Here is a 16,350-nt window from a genome sequence, read left to right as displayed (position 1 = left end):
CGTGTCCACGCCCAACGGTATGAACAACCTGCACCGCGAACTCGCGCCGATCACGCCCGAGGCATGGGCACAGATCGAGGAGGAAGCCCGCCGTACCTTCCAGCGCAACGTGGGGGGCCGTCGTGTCGTGGACGTCACCGGACCCGACGGTCCCGCGCTTGCCTCGGTCGGCACCGGCCATCTCACCGGCATCGAAGCGCCGGGACCGGGCGTCACCGCTCTCCTGCGCCAAGCACAGCCCCTGGTCGAACTGCGCGTCCCCTTCAAGGTCGGTCGCGATGCGGTGGACGACGTGGAGCGCGGCTCGAACGACTCCGACTGGCAACCGGTCAAGGACGCGGCGCGCTCCATGGCGTTCACCGAAGACCGGGCCGTCTTCGAGGGGTACGGGGCAGCGGGCATCGACGGGCTGCGCAGGCGCACCTCCCATCCGGTGCACGGCCTGCCGGCGGAGACACGTGATTACCCGGATGCCGTCAGCCGCGCGCTGACGACCCTGCGCCTGGCCGGAGTCGACGGCCCGTATTCGCTGTTGCTGGGCGCCGACGCGTACACCCTGGTGAGCGAGACGTCCGACCACGGCTATCCGATCACGGAGCATCTCAGCCGGATGCTGGACGCCCCGCCCATCTGGGCGCCCGCGGTCGACGGCGCTTTTCTGCTGTCCACCCGCGGCGGGGACTTCGAACTGCGGCTCGGTGAGGACCTCGCGATCGGATACACCGCGCATGACGCGAACGAGATCGAGTTGTACTTCCGCCAGAGCCTGACCTTCCTGGTGTACACCGACGAGGCTGTGGTGGCACTGGGCTCGTGACCGCACGACGTCCGAGCGGACGTGGATTGCCCTGGGAGACGGCGATACGGGTCCTACGGGGCACCCAGGGACTGCACCGTCACGGTCGTCCGTCCGTCGGGCGCCTCGTAGCTGACGGAGTCACCCGCACGGCGGCCGAGCAGTGCGCGGCCGAGGGGACTGTCGGTGGTGACCAACGTCTGGTCCAACGGCTCGGCGACGTCGCCGATCTGGACCGTCTCTTCGCCGCCGTCCGCGAACCGTACGGTGACAGTGCTTCCCAGATCGACCACATCGGTGCGCGGCGGACCGGCCTCCACCGCCCCGTCCAGCCGCACGGTGATCTGGGTGATACGGGCGTCGAGGTGGTCCAACTGAGTGGCACGCTGCAACTCGTCGGCCTGGTCGGCTGTGTCTCCCGCCGAGTCTGTTCCGCCCAGGGTTGCCGCGACCGCGTTGCGTTCGGCGTGCAGATCCGCAAGCTCCTGTTCGAGCGCCCGACGGGCTTCGGCGCTGATCGGCCCGGCTTCACTGGTCATTCCTGCTCCCGTTGTGCGGGTGGAACAGCTGGGTGACGATGGGCGATTCCGCTGTTTGCGAGCATAGTCGCGAGCTCGCCGCACCGCGTGCCGGAGAGGGCGGCAGCCTGCTCGAGCGCACGAACCGCGAGAAGCGGAACTCAATGCCGGACGTGAACGAGCCGTCGCTCAGGAACGGCAGCGCGCACCGCGTGAACCGATGTGCCCCGGGTAGGAAACGGGGGCTCGGACGGGGCCGGTCGGCCGGTCGCGCGAGAAGGAAAGGGACGGTTGAGCCATGACGCTGGAGCAGGCTGCCCGGGGCGTGGTGGACGCGGTCGTCGTGTACGACGGGCGTCTGCTGATGGTGGCCGCGCAGGACAGCTGGGGGCTGCCGTCGGGCGCCCCGCAGCTCGCCGAGTCGGCGGAGGCCAGCGCGGCGCGTCTGGTGTACGAGCTCACCGGGTACCTGGTCGACGGCACATCCGTTCTACGGCCGCAGCCAGCGGCTGGAGAGGACGCACGGCCCGCTGTGGTGTGCCAGCTGTTGAGCCAGGCCCCCTCGGCGGAGGCGCGACTCGGCCCGGAGCAGATCCGCTGGACCCGGTTCGCCGAAGCCATCGACGCGGGGCTGCCCGAAGCCGTGCGGGACTACCTGGTAGGCCATACACCCGTGTAGGGATGTAGGCGCGGCGTTTATCAGGATCGGTTCCTGATTTCAAGTCACGCTGTTCCGTGACATGACGCGAAGCCCCTCGGTGAAGTTTTCTGGATGCAGAATTTCTCAGGTCAGGAGATTCTCATGCAGATCATCACCATCACGGCCGCCGTCATCGTCGGGGCATTGTCCAGCATCACTTATGTGCGGTACGCCGCGTCACGCAGCCGAGGACGACCGATCCCTCTGTTCTCCACCCGGCTCGCGCTTTTTCCACTATGGGCCGACGTGACGTTCACGACGGGCTGGATCGTCAGCTCGTTCACGCTCATTTTCATGCTGCCGATCTGGGTGGGAGTGGCCGCTTGTTGCGGGGCCACGGTACTCCCCTTCGAGGTGATGCGCCGCCGTCACAACCGCCAGGTCAGAGGCCGAATTCTCACTCCATGAGCGCGCCACGGACACCCAGGCCACGGACACCCAATGGGAGGACGCCATGTTCAGCAGGCCCAGCAGGTTCAGCGTCGCCGTCACCATCGCTTCCAGCGCTCTGGTGCTGGTCACCGGGACCGTATCGAGCGCGATGCCGGATACCACCGACACCGCGGTCGTGGCCCCGCCACCGGTGACGGCCCCCAGCCCGCCCCCTTACAAACAGCTCGCTCTCAAAACCCTCGACCAGGTCGTGAAGGGAAACTTCGTCGCCGTCTCGGCGCGCTTCGACGAGTCGATTCGACAAGAGGGAAATCCCGCGGTTCTCGCGAACGCGTGGAAGGAATACCAGGATCAGCTCGGTTTCGGTCGCTACCAGTCGCACAGAGAGCCCCGGCAGGTCGTATCCGGCGATCGGACGGTGGTCGACATACCCCTGCGCATGGCCGAGCAGCCCGGAGATCTCCGCGTCGTCTTCGACGGAAAAGGGCACATCGAAGGTCTGTGGTTTCTCAAGAAAGGAGTTCCGGTCCCGTAGAGCCTCGTGACACGATCGCGTGGCGTGGACGTCCCGTACGTCCGGCCGCAGGCGGGACATCGTCACCCCCTGGTCCCGCTCTCGCCGTGCCGAGCAGCCACGAAGCACTACCGTTGTGGCTTGTGAGCGTGAGCATCCGTTTGTCGCTTTCCGCAGTCCCACGGCTCGCCATCGCGGTCGCCGTCGGCGCGGCGGTCGGCGTGGCCGTCGCATTGTCCAGCGACACATCGATGGCCATTCTCGCGGGCATCGCCGCGACCCAGACATTCTTCGTGGTGGTCGGCTGGATCGTGCTGTGGCCGATGGACGCCGCCGCGACCCGAGGCAACGCTCGCCGCGAGGACCTGCGTCCCGTCCTCGAGGAAATCGTCGTCGTCACAGTCGCTCTGTGCGGTCTGGTCGGCATCGTGGTATTCCTGCTCGGCAACTCCGACAGCGGCCATGCCGCGACGGCACTGCTCGGCGTGTTCATGGCCTGGGCGGCACTGCATCTGATGTACGCCACCCGCTACGCGTACCTCTACTACGTGGATTCCGGGGGCGGCATCGATTTCAACTCCGACCAGCCGCCGGCATACCGGGACTTCTTCTACTTCAGCTACAACCTCGGCATGACCTACCAGGTCTCCGACACCGACGTCTCCAGTGGGATCATCCGCTCGATGGTTCTCCGGCACACATTGCTGTCGTACGTCTTCGGCACGAGCATCCTGGCTACCGCCATCAACCTCTTCGCAGGAATCCTCGTTCACTGATCTCGAAGAAGTGGGCAGAAGTGGCAATTCCACGAGTGGATCGCGCAATTATCATGGTGTTCCGGACGGTCTCGGTACCATGTCCCGCCATCACCGCACCCATGTGACGCGCGTACTCTCGCCGCGCGGCGCGCTCACCCTGCACGCGGTGGACGGAGCGCTCCTGTTCGCTCTGCGCGCGGCGCTGGCCATGGCACTGCCCGCAGTGCCGTTGGTGCTCTCCGGACGAACCGCCCTCGCCGTCTTTCCCATGCTGGGCGCGTTCACCACCACGTTCGGGCGCAACCTGCCCTACCGCCGTCGCGCCCGCGTCCTCGCTGTGGCCTCGGTGGCCATGACGATGTGCGTCGGCCTTGGTGCGACGCTCGCCGCACTGATCGATCCGCAAGCGGGAGGTCTCGGCGCTGCTGTGGTGATCGCCGCGATGGCGGTCACGGCCGGCCTGGCGAAGTTCCTCTGCGACGCCACACGGCTGAGTGGCCTCGGCGCCGTGCTGATGCTCTTCTCGTTCGCCGTGGCGGCCAACGGCCCAGCCGACGGGCTCACCGACGTGCTCACCCAGACAGGGCTCGCCGCAACGGGCGCGGCCACGGCCTGGGCACTGGCACTGGTGGGCTGGGTCGTGCACCCGGACCGCCCGCAGCGGCTCGCGGTGGCCGTGGCCCTCCGCGAACTCGCCGACCTGCTGGAACCAGGCGGAGGAGCCGATGGCACCGGGCACACACGGCACCGGGCCACCGCCGCCGTCCTCCGGGCGTATCAGTCGCTCGGCCTGAGCCCCCTGACAACCGATCAGCGGCGCGGCGAGCGGAGCGGGACATGTGTCTTCCTGACCGACCTCGCCTGGTCGCTCCTGATCACCTCCGCACGCCGACCGACTCCCGACGCCCCGACAGCGCGTTACCTGCGTGTGCAGGCTCGGTACCTGACCGTCAGATACCGCCGTCCCCCATCCCCGCTGCCGCACCCGATGTTCCCGTCCGCCCCGTCCGCCCTGTCCGCCCCGTCCTGCCCGTCCGCCCCGTCTGCGGATACGGCAACCGGCCATCCTGACGAGGCCGGTCCCGCGGCCCGGCGCGCCGCCGAACTGACCGTGGGGAGCGGTGCCGGCAGCCCGGGGCATGTCGCGGTGCTTGTCGTCCCCGCGTTCCGGATGGCTCTCGGCACCGGGCTGGCAGGTGGCCTGGCCGCGTTCCTGAGCTTCGGACACGGTTACTGGGCCGCACTCTCCGCGGCCGCCGTCCTGCATTCGGTCAACGTCCGCTCCACCTTGGAGCGTGCACTGCAACGCACCTTGGGCACGGCGGCCGGCCTCTTGATCGCGTTCGGCGTGCTGGCCACCCACCCGGCGCCGACGGCTCTGGTAGCCCTGATCGTGGTCTTCGAATTCCTGATGGAATACACCGTGGCCCGGAACTACGGCCTCGGCGTCGTCTTCCTCACGCCGCTCGCACTGCTGATGAGCGACCTGGCATCCCCGGCCCCTGTGGGAACGCTCGTCCACGACCGGACGCTGGGCAGCGTCCTCGGCATCCTCATCGGTCTGGCATGTGCCCTGCTGGTCGTCCACGGGCGCCCGGCAGCACGTGTGGAGCGAGCACTGACCGCGTGCGACGAAGCATCCGAGCACGCCGAATCGGCATTGGGCGACTCCGCCGCCGTACCGCACCCTGCCGTTCAGACACAGCTGGCCGTGGCAGTGGTGGAGCTGCGCGAGGCGGACGACGCCGCCGCCGGGGAGCTGTACGCGGCGGATGTCGACCCCGCCCGGCTGGCAGCCGCGGAGCAGCGCGCCTATGTACTGCTCGAGCGCCTGCATCGGACCACATGAATCCCGCACATACGACCGGCGCGGACGACCGCGCGGACGACCGGCGGGCGCCGCATGACAGCAGTGGAGTGCGTATGCGCCTGTGGCCCGTTTGAGGGTGCCATCGGATGGTTGTAGCGTTTCCACATACTCCTTCGGCGGCGGATACGAAGGGCTGACCAGCATGACTACCTCGGATGCCGACAAGGCTGTCGCGGACAACGAATCGCCGCACGACGCGGAGACACCGGCTGGGGGCGAGGGGCCCACCACCGAGAAGCAGCCGTCACAGCGGGCCTACCATCATCCGGCCGCCGGCTGGGGTGCCGCCAAGAGCGTCACGCACGTCCTCCTGCGGGAACACACGCTGATCGACGGGCCACGCGCCATCTTCAAGATGAACCACGAGAGCGGGGGGTTCGACTGCCCGGGCTGCGCGTGGCCCGACGACACCAAGGGTCTCAAGCTCGACATCTGTGAGAACGGCATCAAGCACGTCACCTGGGAGATGACGCCCAAGCGTGCCGGACGTGAGCTGTTCGCCGCGCACTCCGTCTCGGAGCTGGCGACATGGACCGACTTCGAGCTGGAGGACACGGGCAGGCTGACGGAGCCGATGGTCTACAACGAGGAGACGGACCGCTACGAGCCCATCACCTGGAAGGCCGCGTTCGAGCTCGTCGGAAGTGAGCTGCGGGCCCTCGACGACCCGAACGAAGCCGCCTTCTACACCTCGGGACGCCTCGGCAACGAGGCGACGTTCCTGTACCAGTTGATGGCCCGTGAGTACGGCACCAACAATCTGCCCGACTGCTCCAACATGTGCCACGAGGCGTCCGGACGCGCCCTGCAGGCGTCGCTCGGCACCGGTAAGGGCACGGCCGACCTCGCCGACTGGGAGAGTGCCGACGCCCTGTTCATCATGGGCGTCAACGCGGCCTCCAACGCTCCGCGCATGCTGACCGCGCTCGCCGAGGCATACCGGCGGGGTGCGCAGATCGTGCACGTCAATCCACTCATCGAGGCGGCCGCCACCCGGACCATCGTCCCGCACGAGTTCGTCGACATGGCCCTGTTCAAGTCGACGCGCACGAGCACGCTCAACCTCCAGGTCCGCGCGGGCGGCGACATGGCGCTCCTGCGCGGCATGGCCAAGGCGGTCATCGAGGAGTCGGCCTCGGACCCGAAGGCACTCGACCGCGAGTTCATCGACCGCCACACCCAGGGATTCGAGGAGTACCGGGCCCTGTGCGAGGCGACACCGTGGCAGAAGCTGGAGCGCCAGTCCGGGCTGACGCGCGCGGACATCCTCAAGGCCGCCGAGGTGTATTCGCGGTCCGACCGGACCCTGATCAGCTGGTGCCTGGGGGTGTCCCAGCACGAACACGGTGTGGACACTGTTCGGGAGATCGTCAATCTCCTGCTGCTGCGCGGGAACCTGGGGCGCGAGGGAGCGGGGCCATCGCCCGTGCGTGGGCACAGCAACGTGCAGGGGAACCGTACCTGCGGCATCGACCACCGGCCCACACCCGAGTTCCTCGACCGGCTCGCCGACGTCTGCGGCATCGATCCTCCCCGTGCGCACGGGCTGGACACGATCGGCGTGGTCGAGGGGATGCACCGGGGCACGGTCAAGGTGTTCGTCGCAATGGGCGGCAACTTCGCGATGGCCGCACCCGACACCACGTACACCGCGGAAGGCCTTCGGCGCTGCGGACTGACGGTCCAGGTCAGCACGAAGCTCAACCGCAGCCACGTGATCCACGGCAAGAAGGCACTCATCCTGCCGTGTCTCGGACGGACAGAGAAGGACCACCAGCGCCGTGGGCCGCAGGCCACGTCCGTCGAGGACTCCATGAGCATGGTGCACCTGTCGCTGGGCATGAAGCGCCCGGCGTCGCCCCATCTGCTGTCCGAACCCGCCATCATCGCCGGCATGGCGCGGGCGGCTCTTCCCCGCAGCGCCGTCCCGTGGGAGCAGTACATCGAGGACTACGACCGCATCCGGGACACCATGGCCCAAGCCCTGGACGGCTTCGAGGACTTCAACCGCCGCGTCCGGCTGCCGCTGGGGTTCCGGATCAAGCAACCGGCCCGCGAACTCGTCTTCCTCACCCCGTCCGGCCGGGCCGAGTTCTCCGCCGCCGTGCTGCCGGATGTCGTGCCCAGGGACGACATGTTGGTGCTGCAGACGATGCGCTCCCACGACCAGTGGAACACGACCATCTACTCCGACGACGACCGCTACCGGGGCATCAAGAACCTGCGCACGCTCGTCCTCATGAACCGCGCCGACATGCGTTGCCGCGGGATCATCCCCGGCAGCCTGGTCGACATCACGGCCACCTCCAAGGACGGCAGCAAGCGCTCCCTCACCGGGTACCGGGCGTTGAGCTACGACATGCCCCGGGGCTGCGCGGCGGGGTACATGCCCGAGATGAACGCCCTCATCGGTGCGGCCGACTACAGCACGCAGAGCGATCAGCCGCTGATGAAGAACGTCAACGTCCGTGTCACCCCGAGCCGACTGTGACATGGGGGAACCGGGACCGTCACGGGTCTGAGTCCGGCGGGTCACCATCGAGGGCTGCGGCACGCAGGGCGGCTGCCACACGCGTCACCGGTTCGCTCGGCGGGTGGGGAAGGCGGGCCAGGAACAGACGCCGCTGCTCCTGGGGCCCACCGCGCACGGGAAGGATGCGTACGCCCGGTGGTGCCGCCGGGATGAGTGCGGGCGGCACGGTCGTCAGCCCGCACCCGGCGGCGACGAGGTGAAGCTTGGCCAGCCAGTCGCGGGCGGTGTGGGCGATCTCGGGTCGTTCGTCCAGACCGGGCCACACCCCCATCAGGCGGTCCTCGCCGGAGGAGGATCCGGCGATCCAGCGTTGCCCGCGCAGATCCGCCACGTCGACGAAGTCGCCGCGGGCGAGCGGGTGGGTGGCGGGCAGCGCCAGACACAGCGCGCGTTCGGTGAGCGTGTGCAGCGCCAGTGGAGGCGATTCGGCGTCCGGCGGCCGGAAGGGCGGCGCCGACGCCAGAAGGGCGAGGTCCAGGCTGCCGGCTCGCAGGGCGCGCACGAGCGCCGGAGTGCTGCCTTCGCGGCTGACGATGTGCAGGCCGGGGTCCGTGCGGCGCAGCGCGACCAGGGCTCGGGGCAGCAGGACGGCCCCGGCGCTGGGGAACCATCCCAGCCGGACCGTCCCTGTCTGCCCCGGCAGACCGGACAGTTCGCGCGCGGTCGCGTCGATCTCGTCGAGCACGGTCGTCGCGCGGCGCATGACGACGAGGCCGGCCGCGGTCAGCCGTACTCCGTCGCGCCGTCGCTCCAGCAGCTCCGCTCCTGCCACGCGTTCGATCGCGGCGATCTGCCGGGACACGGCCGACTGGGTGTAGCCCAGCGACGCCGCGGCCGCGGTGAAGGTCCCCTGTTCGGCCACGGCGCGGAAGACGCGCAGCGCGGTCAGTGACACATCCGTGAAGTCCATGACGCTTCCAAATCCGTGATCACTGATCACTGATCACTTGCCCATGCCCCGTGCTCCATGCCGATTGCGCATACTAGCTGTGCGTGAATCTCGTTGGACTCATGGTCGCGGCGTTTCTAGCGTGGCATGTATGAACGCTTCGCGAATCGCCCTCGTCACGGGCGCCAACCAGGGACTCGGGCGTGCGCTCGCCGAAGGGCTGGCGGCCCGTATGGACCCCGACGACCTCGTACTGCTCACCGGCCGCAACCACCAGCGTGTCTCGGACGCCGCCCGCGAAGTGGCGCAACTGCCCGTCACACGCAGCCATGTCCAGGGCCAGGTCCTGGACGTCACCGACACCGACGACATCGCCGGACTCGCCGACGAACTCCGGGCACGGCACGGCGGCGTCGATGTCGTGCTCTCCAACGCCGTCGCCCGGCTGTTGCCCGAGGAGTCCCAGGCCGAGCGCGCCAACGAGTTCATCGACGTCTCCAACACCGCCACCCACGCGATCCTGCGCTCGTTCGGCCCCGTTCTGCGTCCGGGCGGCCGACTGCTCGTCGTGGCCAGCAGCCTGGGCACCCTCGGCCACCTCGATCCGCGGCTGCACCACCTGTTCGACGGGGCGAGCCTCGACCAGGTCGAGTACGCCGTCGAGTCCTGGCGCAGTGCCGTCCACAACAAGACCGCCGAGGAGGCGGGCTGGCCACGGTGGCTGAATGTGCCCTCGAAGGTGGCCCAGGTCGCCGCCGTCCGCGCGGTCGCGGCCGAACGCCGCGAGCGCGACCTCGCCGACGGCACCCTGATCGCCTCCGTGTGTCCCGGCATGGTCGACACCGCCACCTCACGGCCCTGGTTCAGCGACTTCAGCCAGGCCCAGCCGCCTTCCGAGGCCGCCCGTGCGGTGCTCGACCTGGTCTTCACCGAGCACGTCGATCCCGCCCTCTACGGCGAGTTGATCCGCTTCGGCAAGGCCCTGCCCTGGCACGACGGGACTCCGCCGGTGGAGCAGGACCGACTGCTCAGGCCCTGACCGCGGAAGGTCGCGTGCGGAACAGCACACGGCAACTTCAGAGCCCACACCCTCGCCGACACCGGTGCGGAAGTGACCCTGGCGGTCCGGGACATGGCGGCGGGCGAACGTGTCGCCAAGGACATCACCGGGTCGACCGGCACCAGTAGGTGCGTGTCGCGCACCTGGACCTGACCGACCCCGAGTCCGTCACCGCCGCCTGGGAGGGCCCTCTGCATGCGCTGGTGAACAACGCGGGCGTCATGGCCTGCCCCGAGAAGTACACCGAACAGGGCTGGGAGTGGCAGTTCGCCACCAACCATCTCGGCCACTTCGCCCTCACCACCGGCCTGCACGGCACGTCGGCCGCCGCCGGCGCCGCCCGTGTCGTCGTGGTCAGCTCCACCGGTCATCAGCAGTCCCCGGTGGTGTTCGACGACGTCAACTTCGCTTTCCGCCCCTACGATCCGTGGCTCGCCTACGGTCAGGCCAAGACCGCGGGTGTCCTCTTCGCGGTGGAGGCGACCCGTCGCTGGGCGAGGGCGTCGAGCACGGCGGGGCTGGGGTGGGTCTCCTTGCCGCGCTCCATGCGGACGTAGTAGTCGATGCTCATGGCGGCGAGCGTGGCCATTCCTCGCGGCGCAGGCCGGGGGGCCTGCCACCTCACCACTCTCATGGCCGACGCGACCGGGAGCAGCGGACGACAGAGCCTTGCGGCGAATCGGCGTTCTCCGGGGGTACTGAGCAACGTCGTCCGGGAGCGGCACACAGCCAGGCGCCGCGTCGTAGCGGATATTCGGTTGACCGCGGTGGTGCGGGACGGGCTAAGTTCCGCGCATGGCCGAGATTCAGGGTTCGTACGACGATCTCTTCTCTGCGGTACCCGGCGCACTCGCCGATCTGCTCGACGCCGGAGACGTGGGCGCCTCGGTGGCGGTCTTCGTGGACGGTGAGCCGGTGGTGGACGTCTGGGGCGGATTCACCGACACGGACCGCACGCTCCCGTGGCAGCGCGACACGATCGCGGGCGTCTGGTCGGTCACCAAGACGATGACGGCGCTGTGTGCCCTCGTCCTGGCCGACCGCGGCGAGCTCGACCTGACCGCGCCGGTCGCCCGGTACTGGCCGGAGTTCGCCGCGGCGGGCAAGGACGGAGTGCTGGTGCGGCACCTGCTCGCGCACACCGCGGGCCTGCCCGACTGGGACGGGCCGACGACGGCCGAGGATCTCTACGACTGGCCGTCCGCCACGGCACGGCTCGCCGCGCAGGCTCCGCAGTGGGAGCCGGGCACCGCGGCCGGATACCACTCGCTCACACAGGGGTTCCTCGTCGGCGAGGTCGTACGCCGGATCACCGGCCGCGGCCTGGGCGAGTTCTTCGCCGACGAGGTGGCCGGCCCGCTGGGCGCGGACTTCCACATCGGGCTCTCCGCGGAGCACGACCACCGGGTCGCGCTCTCGATCCCGCCGCTGTCTCGCGACGAGGACTACGTCTCCAGCGCGCCCGGCAAGACCGCACCCCCTACCGCCGGAGCTGGGATACGGGTCCGTGACGGGAACAGCGTCGCCTGGCGGCGCGCGGAGATCCCGGCGGCGAGCGGATTCGGCAACGCCCGCTCGGTCGCTCTCGTGCAGTCGGTGATGGCGTGCGGCGGAACGGTGCGCGGGGTGCGGCTGCTGTCGCAGGCCGGCTCTGCTCGTGCGTGGGAGGAACAGTTCCGTGGCGAGGACCGCCTCCTGGGCATGCCGATGCGCTACGGCATGGGGTACGGCCTGTTCGGCAATACCTACGGCTGGAGCGGCTGGGGCGGCGCGACAGTCATGATCGAACCCGACGCGCGCATGGCGGTGTCGTACGTGCCGAACCAGATGCGCGAGCCCGGGGAGGACTACCGGGGACTCGAGGTCGTGATGGCGGCCTACGACGGGCTCAAGGGGCTGCGCGCCTGACTTGCCGTCGGGCACGCACCAGGACCCGGCGGGGCCGAACTGTTCGCAGGAGGGGCCCGGGTACGCGGATGGGGTGACCGTCGGATTCTGGGTGCCTGTGCCGGGGAGCGTTCCCCTATGCGGGAAGCAGCACGATCTTGCCACCCAGATGCCCCGCCTGGCTGACCTGCAGCGCGTTCGCCGCCTCCGCCAAGGGGAAGGTACGCCAGAGCGGAACCCGCAGCCGTCCCTTCTCCATGAGGTTCAGAATGTCCCGAAGGGCTTGGGCACCGCTCTCTCCCGGCGCGCTCATGTGGACCTGGATGCCGGTGTCCGCGGCGTCGAACGCCACGAGGGTGAGGACGCGCGCCGGGCCGCCCGCGAGTTCGATCGAGTCCGGGATCTCACCGCGGCCAGAGGCGTCGAGGACCGCGTCGACGCCCTGGGGAGCGATGGCCCGTACGCGGTCGACCAGCCCCGCGCCATACGTGACAGGTTCCGCGCCGAGCGAGCGCAACTGTTCGTGGTTGGACTCGCTCGCGGTGCCGATCACTCGCGCGCCACGAGCCACTGCCAGCTGCACGGCGAACGTGCCCACGCCACCGGCGGCGGCGTGAACCAGCAACGTCTCCCCCTTGGCGATCTCGAGCTTGTTGAGCACCTCCCAGGCGGTGATGCCCGGGCCTGCCAGGCTCCCCGCCACCTCCCAGGGGACGGAGGCCGGCTTGGCGACCAGCACGGCAGGGTCGGCAAGCGCGGACTGGGCGTAGGAAGGGGTGATGGACGCCCCCAGCACCTCGTCACCCACCTCGAAAGCGGTCACCCCTTCTCCGACCTGGTCGACCACGCCGGCCACGTCGGACCCGAGACCCGCCGGAAGATCGAGGGGCATCACCTGGCTCATATAGCCACGCAGGATCTTCCAGTCGATCGGATTGACACCCGCGGCTCGCACCGCGAGCCGTACCTGGCCGGGGCCCGGGGTGGGCGGCGGCACATCCACAACACTCAGCACGTCGGTGCTGCCGTATTCGGAGAACTGCACTGTGAGAGACATCTGCTTCGGCTCCAAGCTGTCAGGGGTGACTACTCGTGCGGGGCGGGTACGACGGCGTCACTCACCGCACGGCCCCGAGTGATCGCAGTGCGGCTGGTGGCCGCTTCGCCCGCAGGTGCACAGGATCGCGCTGGTCTCGGCGCGCGGGCCTTCTGCGGTGTCCACGCTCAGCTCACCGGGCACGGTCAGCTGCCCTACACGGAAGCCCACCAGACCAGGCCACCACACTAACCTCATGCGGTTGATGCATCAACTTATTCCCACCCCCTGCCACCCCGATCCAGCAGACGAGTTCGACAGGACGGCCGAGCGGTCCACCCCGGCTGCCGGCGTCCTTGCCCGCCACGTCAGTCGCCGGCTCCGGCGTGGCAGGCGAGAAGCTCTACCTCCCGGCCGGGGGCGACAACGTCGTACTCCGCCTGGGCCTGGGCCACCACCTGCATGGTCTCCTCCCACGCCCCGTCGCGCTGGAGCTCATACGTCAGGGCCGACCAGGTGATCGGAACAACGCCCGCCCGGACCATGCGCCGGACGGCCACGTCGTGGGCCTCCTTCGACACACCGCCCGAAGCGTCGGTGACGACGTACACCTCGAAACCCTCACCCGCGGCCTGTAGCGCCGGCATCGCCACACAGATCTCGGTCCACAGGCCGGCGATGATCAGCTTCCTGCGCCCGGTCACCTTGACGGCCTCCACAACGCGATCATCCTGCCAGGCGTTGATAAACGTCCTGTCGATCGGCTTCCGCTCCGGGAACACGTCCTGCAAACCCTGTACGAGACAGCCGCCGCGCTCCTCCACCATGGTCGTCAGAATCGTCGGGACACCGAATGCCTTGGCGGTCTCGGCAAGACCGATGACACTGTTGGCGATCAGCGTCGGCTCATGACTGTTCACGTGGGCGAAATGGAGCGGCTGATGGTCGATCAGTACGAGAACGCTCTCCTCGAAGGTCGGCAAAGCCTGAAGTCCGGTCCCGGCTACCGCGCTCATGGGATCTCTCTCCGAGTGTCCGTGTCTGCGGGCATAGGCAGAACGCCGTCGATCTCGATGCCGGGAATGCGGTCAGCTGCGACCTGTCCGGCATGCGCGTGGTGTTCGGCCGACCACGCCCGGCTACGGTCCACTGAGGCCCATTAGGTGATGCGCCATCTACACTAACCCGGACATTTGACGTGTCAACCAGATCTCCCGGATGACCAAGCGCGGCCTGGTGACCCGGGAGGAGTGCCCCGACGGCGGACGCGGAGCGTTCGTCGTCGCCACCCCGGCCGGTTACGCGGCGATCGAAGCCCCCCCCCCCCCGACGTGCGGAATACCGAGGCGCGGCTCCACGTTCACGGGTGCAGTTGATACATCAACCATATGGAGATGGGCGCGATGCAGTTCGGGATCTTCACCGTCGGTGACGTGACCACCGATCCGACCACCGGCCGGACACCGACCGAGCACGAGCGGATCAAGGCGATGGTGACCATCGCGCAGAAGGCCGAGGAGGTCGGCCTGGACGTCTTCGCCACCGGCGAGCACCACAACCGGCCGTTCGTCCCCTCCTCCCCCACCACCATGCTCGGCTGGATCGCCGCACGCACCGACCGCATCATCCTCTCCACCTCGACCACACTGATCACCACCAACGACCCGGTGAAGATCGCCGAGGACTACGCGATGCTCCAGCACCTCGCCGACGGACGCGTCGACCTCATGATGGGCCGCGGCAACACCGGCCCCGTCTACCCCTGGTTCGGCAAGGACATCCGCCAGGGCATCAACCTCGCCATCGAGAACTACGCCCTCCTGCACCGCCTGTGGCGCGAGGAAACCGTCGACTGGGAGGGCCGGTTCCGCACACCCCTGCAGTCCTTCACCTCCACCCCCCGCCCACTGGACGACACACCCCCCTTCGTCTGGCACGGCTCCATCCGCTCCCCCGAAATCGCCGAACAAGCCGCCTACTACGGCGACGGATTCTTCGCCAACAACATCTTCTGGCCCAAAGAACACTTCCAGAAACTCATCAACCTCTACCGCGAGCGCTACGCCCACTACGGCCACGGCACCCCCGAACAAGCCATCGTCGGCGTCGGCGGCCACATCTACATGCACCACAACTCCCAGGACGCCGTACGCGAGTTCCGCCCCTACTTCGATCACTCCCCCCAGATGGGCGGCGGCCCCTCCCTGGAGCAGTACATGGACGAGACGCCGCTGACCGTCGGCTCACCGCAACAAGTCATCGAGAAGACACTCACCTTCCGCGAGCACTTCGGCCACTACCAGCGCCAACTGTTCAACGTGGACGGCATCGGCATACCCCTCAAAACCGTCCTGGAACAGCTCGACATCCTCGGCGAAGAAGTCGTCCCCGTCCTGAGAAAGGAATTCGCCAAGAACCGACCTGCCGACATACCCGACGCTCCGACACACACCTCACTGGTCGCCGCCCGCGACGCCGAACGCATATCCCCGGCTTCGACCGGCTGAGTCCTCGGACCGGGCGAGAGGCCACTCGCGATCAACACCAGACCGAAGTCCTGCGGACCGTCGCGGACTTCAACAGCGGCCGTCCGGCCTCGCGAACGCCGGACGGCCACCGCACACGACTCCAGGAAGGGAAACGTCGTGATCGACAACCTCAACGACTACCAGCCGAACGGCGACGTCGCGGCCGACCGCTGGGCAACTGCCCGGCACCTCTTCGACCATGGTGTCGGTGTCCCCCACGAGGAGACCACTGTCGAGCGGTGGGAGCGGGCCCAGGCGCGCTTCGAGGCCAAGGACTACGCCGGGGCCGCCAAGCTGCTCGCCGCCGTCGTCGAGGAAGTCCCCGAGCAGACCGGCCCCCGACTGCTGCTGGCCCGCGCGTACTACCACTCCGCGCAACTGCGGCGCGCCGAGGAGCAGTTGCGCGCGATCATCGACCGCGACCCGGTCGAGCACTACGCCCACCTGATGCTCGGGCGCACTCTGGAACGCCAGGCACGCCACGACGAGGCCGCCCCCTGGCTCCGCATGGCCGCCGCCTTCACGGGCGAACTCCCGGCCGACACCGCCTGACCGAAGTACGTCTCGCTGACTGATGTACGTCTCACCTCCTGCCCGCGGCGACGCGTGCCGTTCGAGGCGGCCGGCCCGCCTTGCGTCGGGTGAAATCAACCAACGCAAGGCGGTCGCCGCCGACCCGTCCACATATGATCTCGGCGCCGACCTGGCCGGGCGGCGGCTCGCGACGAGGGCGGGTTCGACGCGGCCCAGGCGGTGCCGCCCACGGCCAGGAAGACGCCCGCCGCGACAGCGACGACGCCCCGTGGACGGCCTCAGGCGCCGGGCGGAATCCGGCCAACTCACCTGTCGCACAAGCGTGCTGCGTTAA

The 16,350-nt window shown here is 68.8% G+C and carries 16 protein-coding genes and 3 pseudogenes; 13 read left to right on the top strand and 6 right to left on the bottom strand.

Annotation, left to right across the window (positions count from 1 at the left end):
• Positions 1-19 precede the first annotated feature (19 nt).
• Positions 20-817: a family 1 encapsulin nanocompartment shell protein gene (locus AQJ27_RS35970; RefSeq protein WP_067378113.1), complete on the top strand. Its 798-nt coding sequence runs from the start codon at positions 20-22 to the stop codon at positions 815-817.
• A gap of 53 nt (positions 818-870) precedes the next feature.
• Here AQJ27_RS35970 and AQJ27_RS35965 read toward each other — a convergent pair whose 3' ends face one another.
• On the bottom strand, positions 871-1,335 hold the full coding sequence (locus AQJ27_RS35965) for a GreA/GreB family elongation factor (RefSeq protein WP_067378110.1): 465 nt from the start codon (positions 1,333-1,335) through the stop codon (positions 871-873).
• A gap of 277 nt (positions 1,336-1,612) precedes the next feature.
• Between AQJ27_RS35965 and AQJ27_RS35960 the strand changes: the two genes are divergently transcribed.
• The 6 genes from AQJ27_RS35960 to AQJ27_RS35935 all read left to right on the top strand — a co-directional run bounded on the left by AQJ27_RS35960 (position 1,613) and on the right by AQJ27_RS35935 (position 8,040).
• Positions 1,613-1,993, top strand: coding sequence for an NUDIX domain-containing protein (locus AQJ27_RS35960; RefSeq protein ID WP_067378107.1), 381 nt, complete (start codon positions 1,613-1,615; stop codon positions 1,991-1,993).
• A gap of 123 nt (positions 1,994-2,116) precedes the next feature.
• A complete protein-coding gene (locus AQJ27_RS35955; protein WP_159064464.1) occupies positions 2,117-2,422 on the top strand; it encodes a hypothetical protein in 306 nt (101 codons plus the stop codon).
• 46 nt (positions 2,423-2,468) lie between these two features.
• Positions 2,469-2,942 carry a DUF3887 domain-containing protein gene (locus AQJ27_RS35950; protein ID WP_067378100.1) on the top strand — a complete coding sequence of 158 codons (474 nt, stop codon included), beginning with the start codon at positions 2,469-2,471 and terminating at the stop codon, positions 2,940-2,942.
• Positions 2,943-3,070: 128 nt separating this feature from the next.
• Positions 3,071-3,697: a DUF1345 domain-containing protein gene (locus tag AQJ27_RS35945; protein WP_235613850.1), complete on the top strand. Its 627-nt coding sequence runs from the start codon at positions 3,071-3,073 to the stop codon at positions 3,695-3,697.
• Positions 3,698-3,776: 79 nt separating this feature from the next.
• Positions 3,777-5,528, top strand: a complete 1,752-nt coding sequence (locus AQJ27_RS35940; RefSeq protein ID WP_067378096.1) for an FUSC family protein — start codon at positions 3,777-3,779, stop codon at positions 5,526-5,528.
• A 163-nt stretch (positions 5,529-5,691) separates the two neighbouring features.
• The gene (locus tag AQJ27_RS35935) at positions 5,692-8,040 is read left to right on the top strand and encodes an FdhF/YdeP family oxidoreductase (RefSeq protein ID WP_067378093.1); all 2,349 of its coding nucleotides are present in this window, start codon (positions 5,692-5,694) and stop codon (positions 8,038-8,040) included.
• A gap of 19 nt (positions 8,041-8,059) precedes the next feature.
• Here AQJ27_RS35935 and AQJ27_RS35930 read toward each other — a convergent pair whose 3' ends face one another.
• Entirely contained in the window at positions 8,060-8,992 is a 933-nt protein-coding gene (locus AQJ27_RS35930) for a LysR family transcriptional regulator (protein WP_067378090.1), read from the bottom strand.
• Positions 8,993-9,122: 130 nt separating this feature from the next.
• Here AQJ27_RS35930 and AQJ27_RS35925 point away from each other — a divergent pair, with 130 nt between their 5' ends.
• Both AQJ27_RS35925 and AQJ27_RS35920 read left to right on the top strand, forming a co-directional pair.
• Complete coding sequence (locus tag AQJ27_RS35925; protein ID WP_067378087.1) at positions 9,123-10,010, top strand: SDR family NAD(P)-dependent oxidoreductase; 888 nt, start codon at positions 9,123-9,125, stop codon at positions 10,008-10,010.
• 42 nt (positions 10,011-10,052) lie between these two features.
• Positions 10,053-10,546 (top strand): annotated as a pseudogene (locus AQJ27_RS35920) (SDR family NAD(P)-dependent oxidoreductase); the annotation flags it as partial.
• On the opposite strand, the pseudogene AQJ27_RS59060 reads toward AQJ27_RS35920, so the two are convergent.
• Positions 10,522-10,646 (bottom strand): annotated as a pseudogene (locus tag AQJ27_RS59060) (helix-turn-helix domain-containing protein); the annotation flags it as partial. The pseudogenes AQJ27_RS35920 and AQJ27_RS59060 sit on opposite strands and share 25 nt — an antisense overlap.
• 180 nt (positions 10,647-10,826) lie before the next feature.
• Here AQJ27_RS59060 and AQJ27_RS35915 point away from each other — a divergent pair.
• Complete coding sequence (locus AQJ27_RS35915) at positions 10,827-11,939, top strand: serine hydrolase domain-containing protein (RefSeq protein ID WP_067378084.1); 1,113 nt, start codon at positions 10,827-10,829, stop codon at positions 11,937-11,939.
• A 115-nt stretch (positions 11,940-12,054) separates the two neighbouring features.
• Here the strand turns inward: AQJ27_RS35915 and AQJ27_RS35910 are convergent, their stop codons facing one another.
• The 3 genes from AQJ27_RS35910 to AQJ27_RS35905 form a co-directional block, all read right to left on the bottom strand.
• Positions 12,055-12,975 carry an NADP-dependent oxidoreductase gene (locus AQJ27_RS35910; protein ID WP_067378081.1) on the bottom strand — a complete coding sequence of 307 codons (921 nt, stop codon included), beginning with the start codon at positions 12,973-12,975 and terminating at the stop codon, positions 12,055-12,057.
• Positions 12,976-13,032: 57 nt separating this feature from the next.
• Entirely contained in the window at positions 13,033-13,212 is a 180-nt protein-coding gene (locus AQJ27_RS52855) for a CDGSH iron-sulfur domain-containing protein (protein ID WP_079065487.1), read from the bottom strand.
• A gap of 110 nt (positions 13,213-13,322) precedes the next feature.
• Positions 13,323-13,970 carry a hydrolase gene (locus AQJ27_RS35905; protein WP_067378078.1) on the bottom strand — a complete coding sequence of 216 codons (648 nt, stop codon included), beginning with the start codon at positions 13,968-13,970 and terminating at the stop codon, positions 13,323-13,325.
• 187 nt (positions 13,971-14,157) lie between these two features.
• Between AQJ27_RS35905 and AQJ27_RS59055 the strand changes: the two are divergent.
• From AQJ27_RS59055 to AQJ27_RS35895, 3 genes and pseudogenes are all read left to right on the top strand, one after another.
• Positions 14,158-14,280, top strand: a pseudogene (locus tag AQJ27_RS59055) (MarR family transcriptional regulator); the annotation flags it as partial.
• Positions 14,281-14,357: 77 nt separating this feature from the next.
• A complete protein-coding gene (locus AQJ27_RS35900; RefSeq protein WP_067378496.1) occupies positions 14,358-15,461 on the top strand; it encodes an LLM class flavin-dependent oxidoreductase in 1,104 nt (367 codons plus the stop codon).
• A gap of 138 nt (positions 15,462-15,599) precedes the next feature.
• Positions 15,600-16,034, top strand: coding sequence for a tetratricopeptide repeat protein (locus AQJ27_RS35895; protein ID WP_067378075.1), 435 nt, complete (start codon positions 15,600-15,602; stop codon positions 16,032-16,034).
• The last annotated feature ends 316 nt before the right edge of the window (positions 16,035-16,350 follow it).

Origin of the sequence: Streptomyces olivochromogenes (assembly GCF_001514115.1) — a bacterium.
GTDB classification, from domain to species: domain Bacteria; phylum Actinomycetota; class Actinomycetes; order Streptomycetales; family Streptomycetaceae; genus Streptomyces; species Streptomyces olivochromogenes.
The sequence above is the reverse complement of the archived record's forward strand: the minus strand, read 5'-3'. Positions and strand labels throughout refer to the sequence as shown.

Excerpts from the sequence above, each read along its gene's own strand:
- AQJ27_RS35970 (WP_067378113.1), top strand. The coding sequence starts at position 20 with ATGAACAACCTGCACCGCGAACTCGCGCCGATCACGCCCGAGGCATGG.
- AQJ27_RS35965 (WP_067378110.1), bottom strand. The coding sequence starts at position 1,335 with ATGACCAGTGAAGCCGGGCCGATCAGCGCCGAAGCCCGTCGGGCGCTC.
- AQJ27_RS35960 (WP_067378107.1), top strand. The coding sequence starts at position 1,613 with ATGACGCTGGAGCAGGCTGCCCGGGGCGTGGTGGACGCGGTCGTCGTG.
- AQJ27_RS35955 (WP_159064464.1), top strand. The coding sequence starts at position 2,117 with ATGCAGATCATCACCATCACGGCCGCCGTCATCGTCGGGGCATTGTCC.
- AQJ27_RS35950 (WP_067378100.1), top strand. The coding sequence starts at position 2,469 with ATGTTCAGCAGGCCCAGCAGGTTCAGCGTCGCCGTCACCATCGCTTCC.
- AQJ27_RS35940 (WP_067378096.1), top strand. The coding sequence starts at position 3,777 with ATGTCCCGCCATCACCGCACCCATGTGACGCGCGTACTCTCGCCGCGC.
- AQJ27_RS35935 (WP_067378093.1), top strand. The coding sequence starts at position 5,692 with ATGACTACCTCGGATGCCGACAAGGCTGTCGCGGACAACGAATCGCCG.
- AQJ27_RS35930 (WP_067378090.1), bottom strand. The coding sequence starts at position 8,992 with ATGGACTTCACGGATGTGTCACTGACCGCGCTGCGCGTCTTCCGCGCC.
- AQJ27_RS35925 (WP_067378087.1), top strand. The coding sequence starts at position 9,123 with ATGAACGCTTCGCGAATCGCCCTCGTCACGGGCGCCAACCAGGGACTC.
- AQJ27_RS35915 (WP_067378084.1), top strand. The coding sequence starts at position 10,827 with ATGGCCGAGATTCAGGGTTCGTACGACGATCTCTTCTCTGCGGTACCC.
- AQJ27_RS35910 (WP_067378081.1), bottom strand. The coding sequence starts at position 12,975 with ATGTCTCTCACAGTGCAGTTCTCCGAATACGGCAGCACCGACGTGCTG.
- AQJ27_RS52855 (WP_079065487.1), bottom strand. The coding sequence starts at position 13,212 with ATGAGGTTAGTGTGGTGGCCTGGTCTGGTGGGCTTCCGTGTAGGGCAG.
- AQJ27_RS35905 (WP_067378078.1), bottom strand. The coding sequence starts at position 13,970 with ATGAGCGCGGTAGCCGGGACCGGACTTCAGGCTTTGCCGACCTTCGAG.
- AQJ27_RS35900 (WP_067378496.1), top strand. The coding sequence starts at position 14,358 with ATGCAGTTCGGGATCTTCACCGTCGGTGACGTGACCACCGATCCGACC.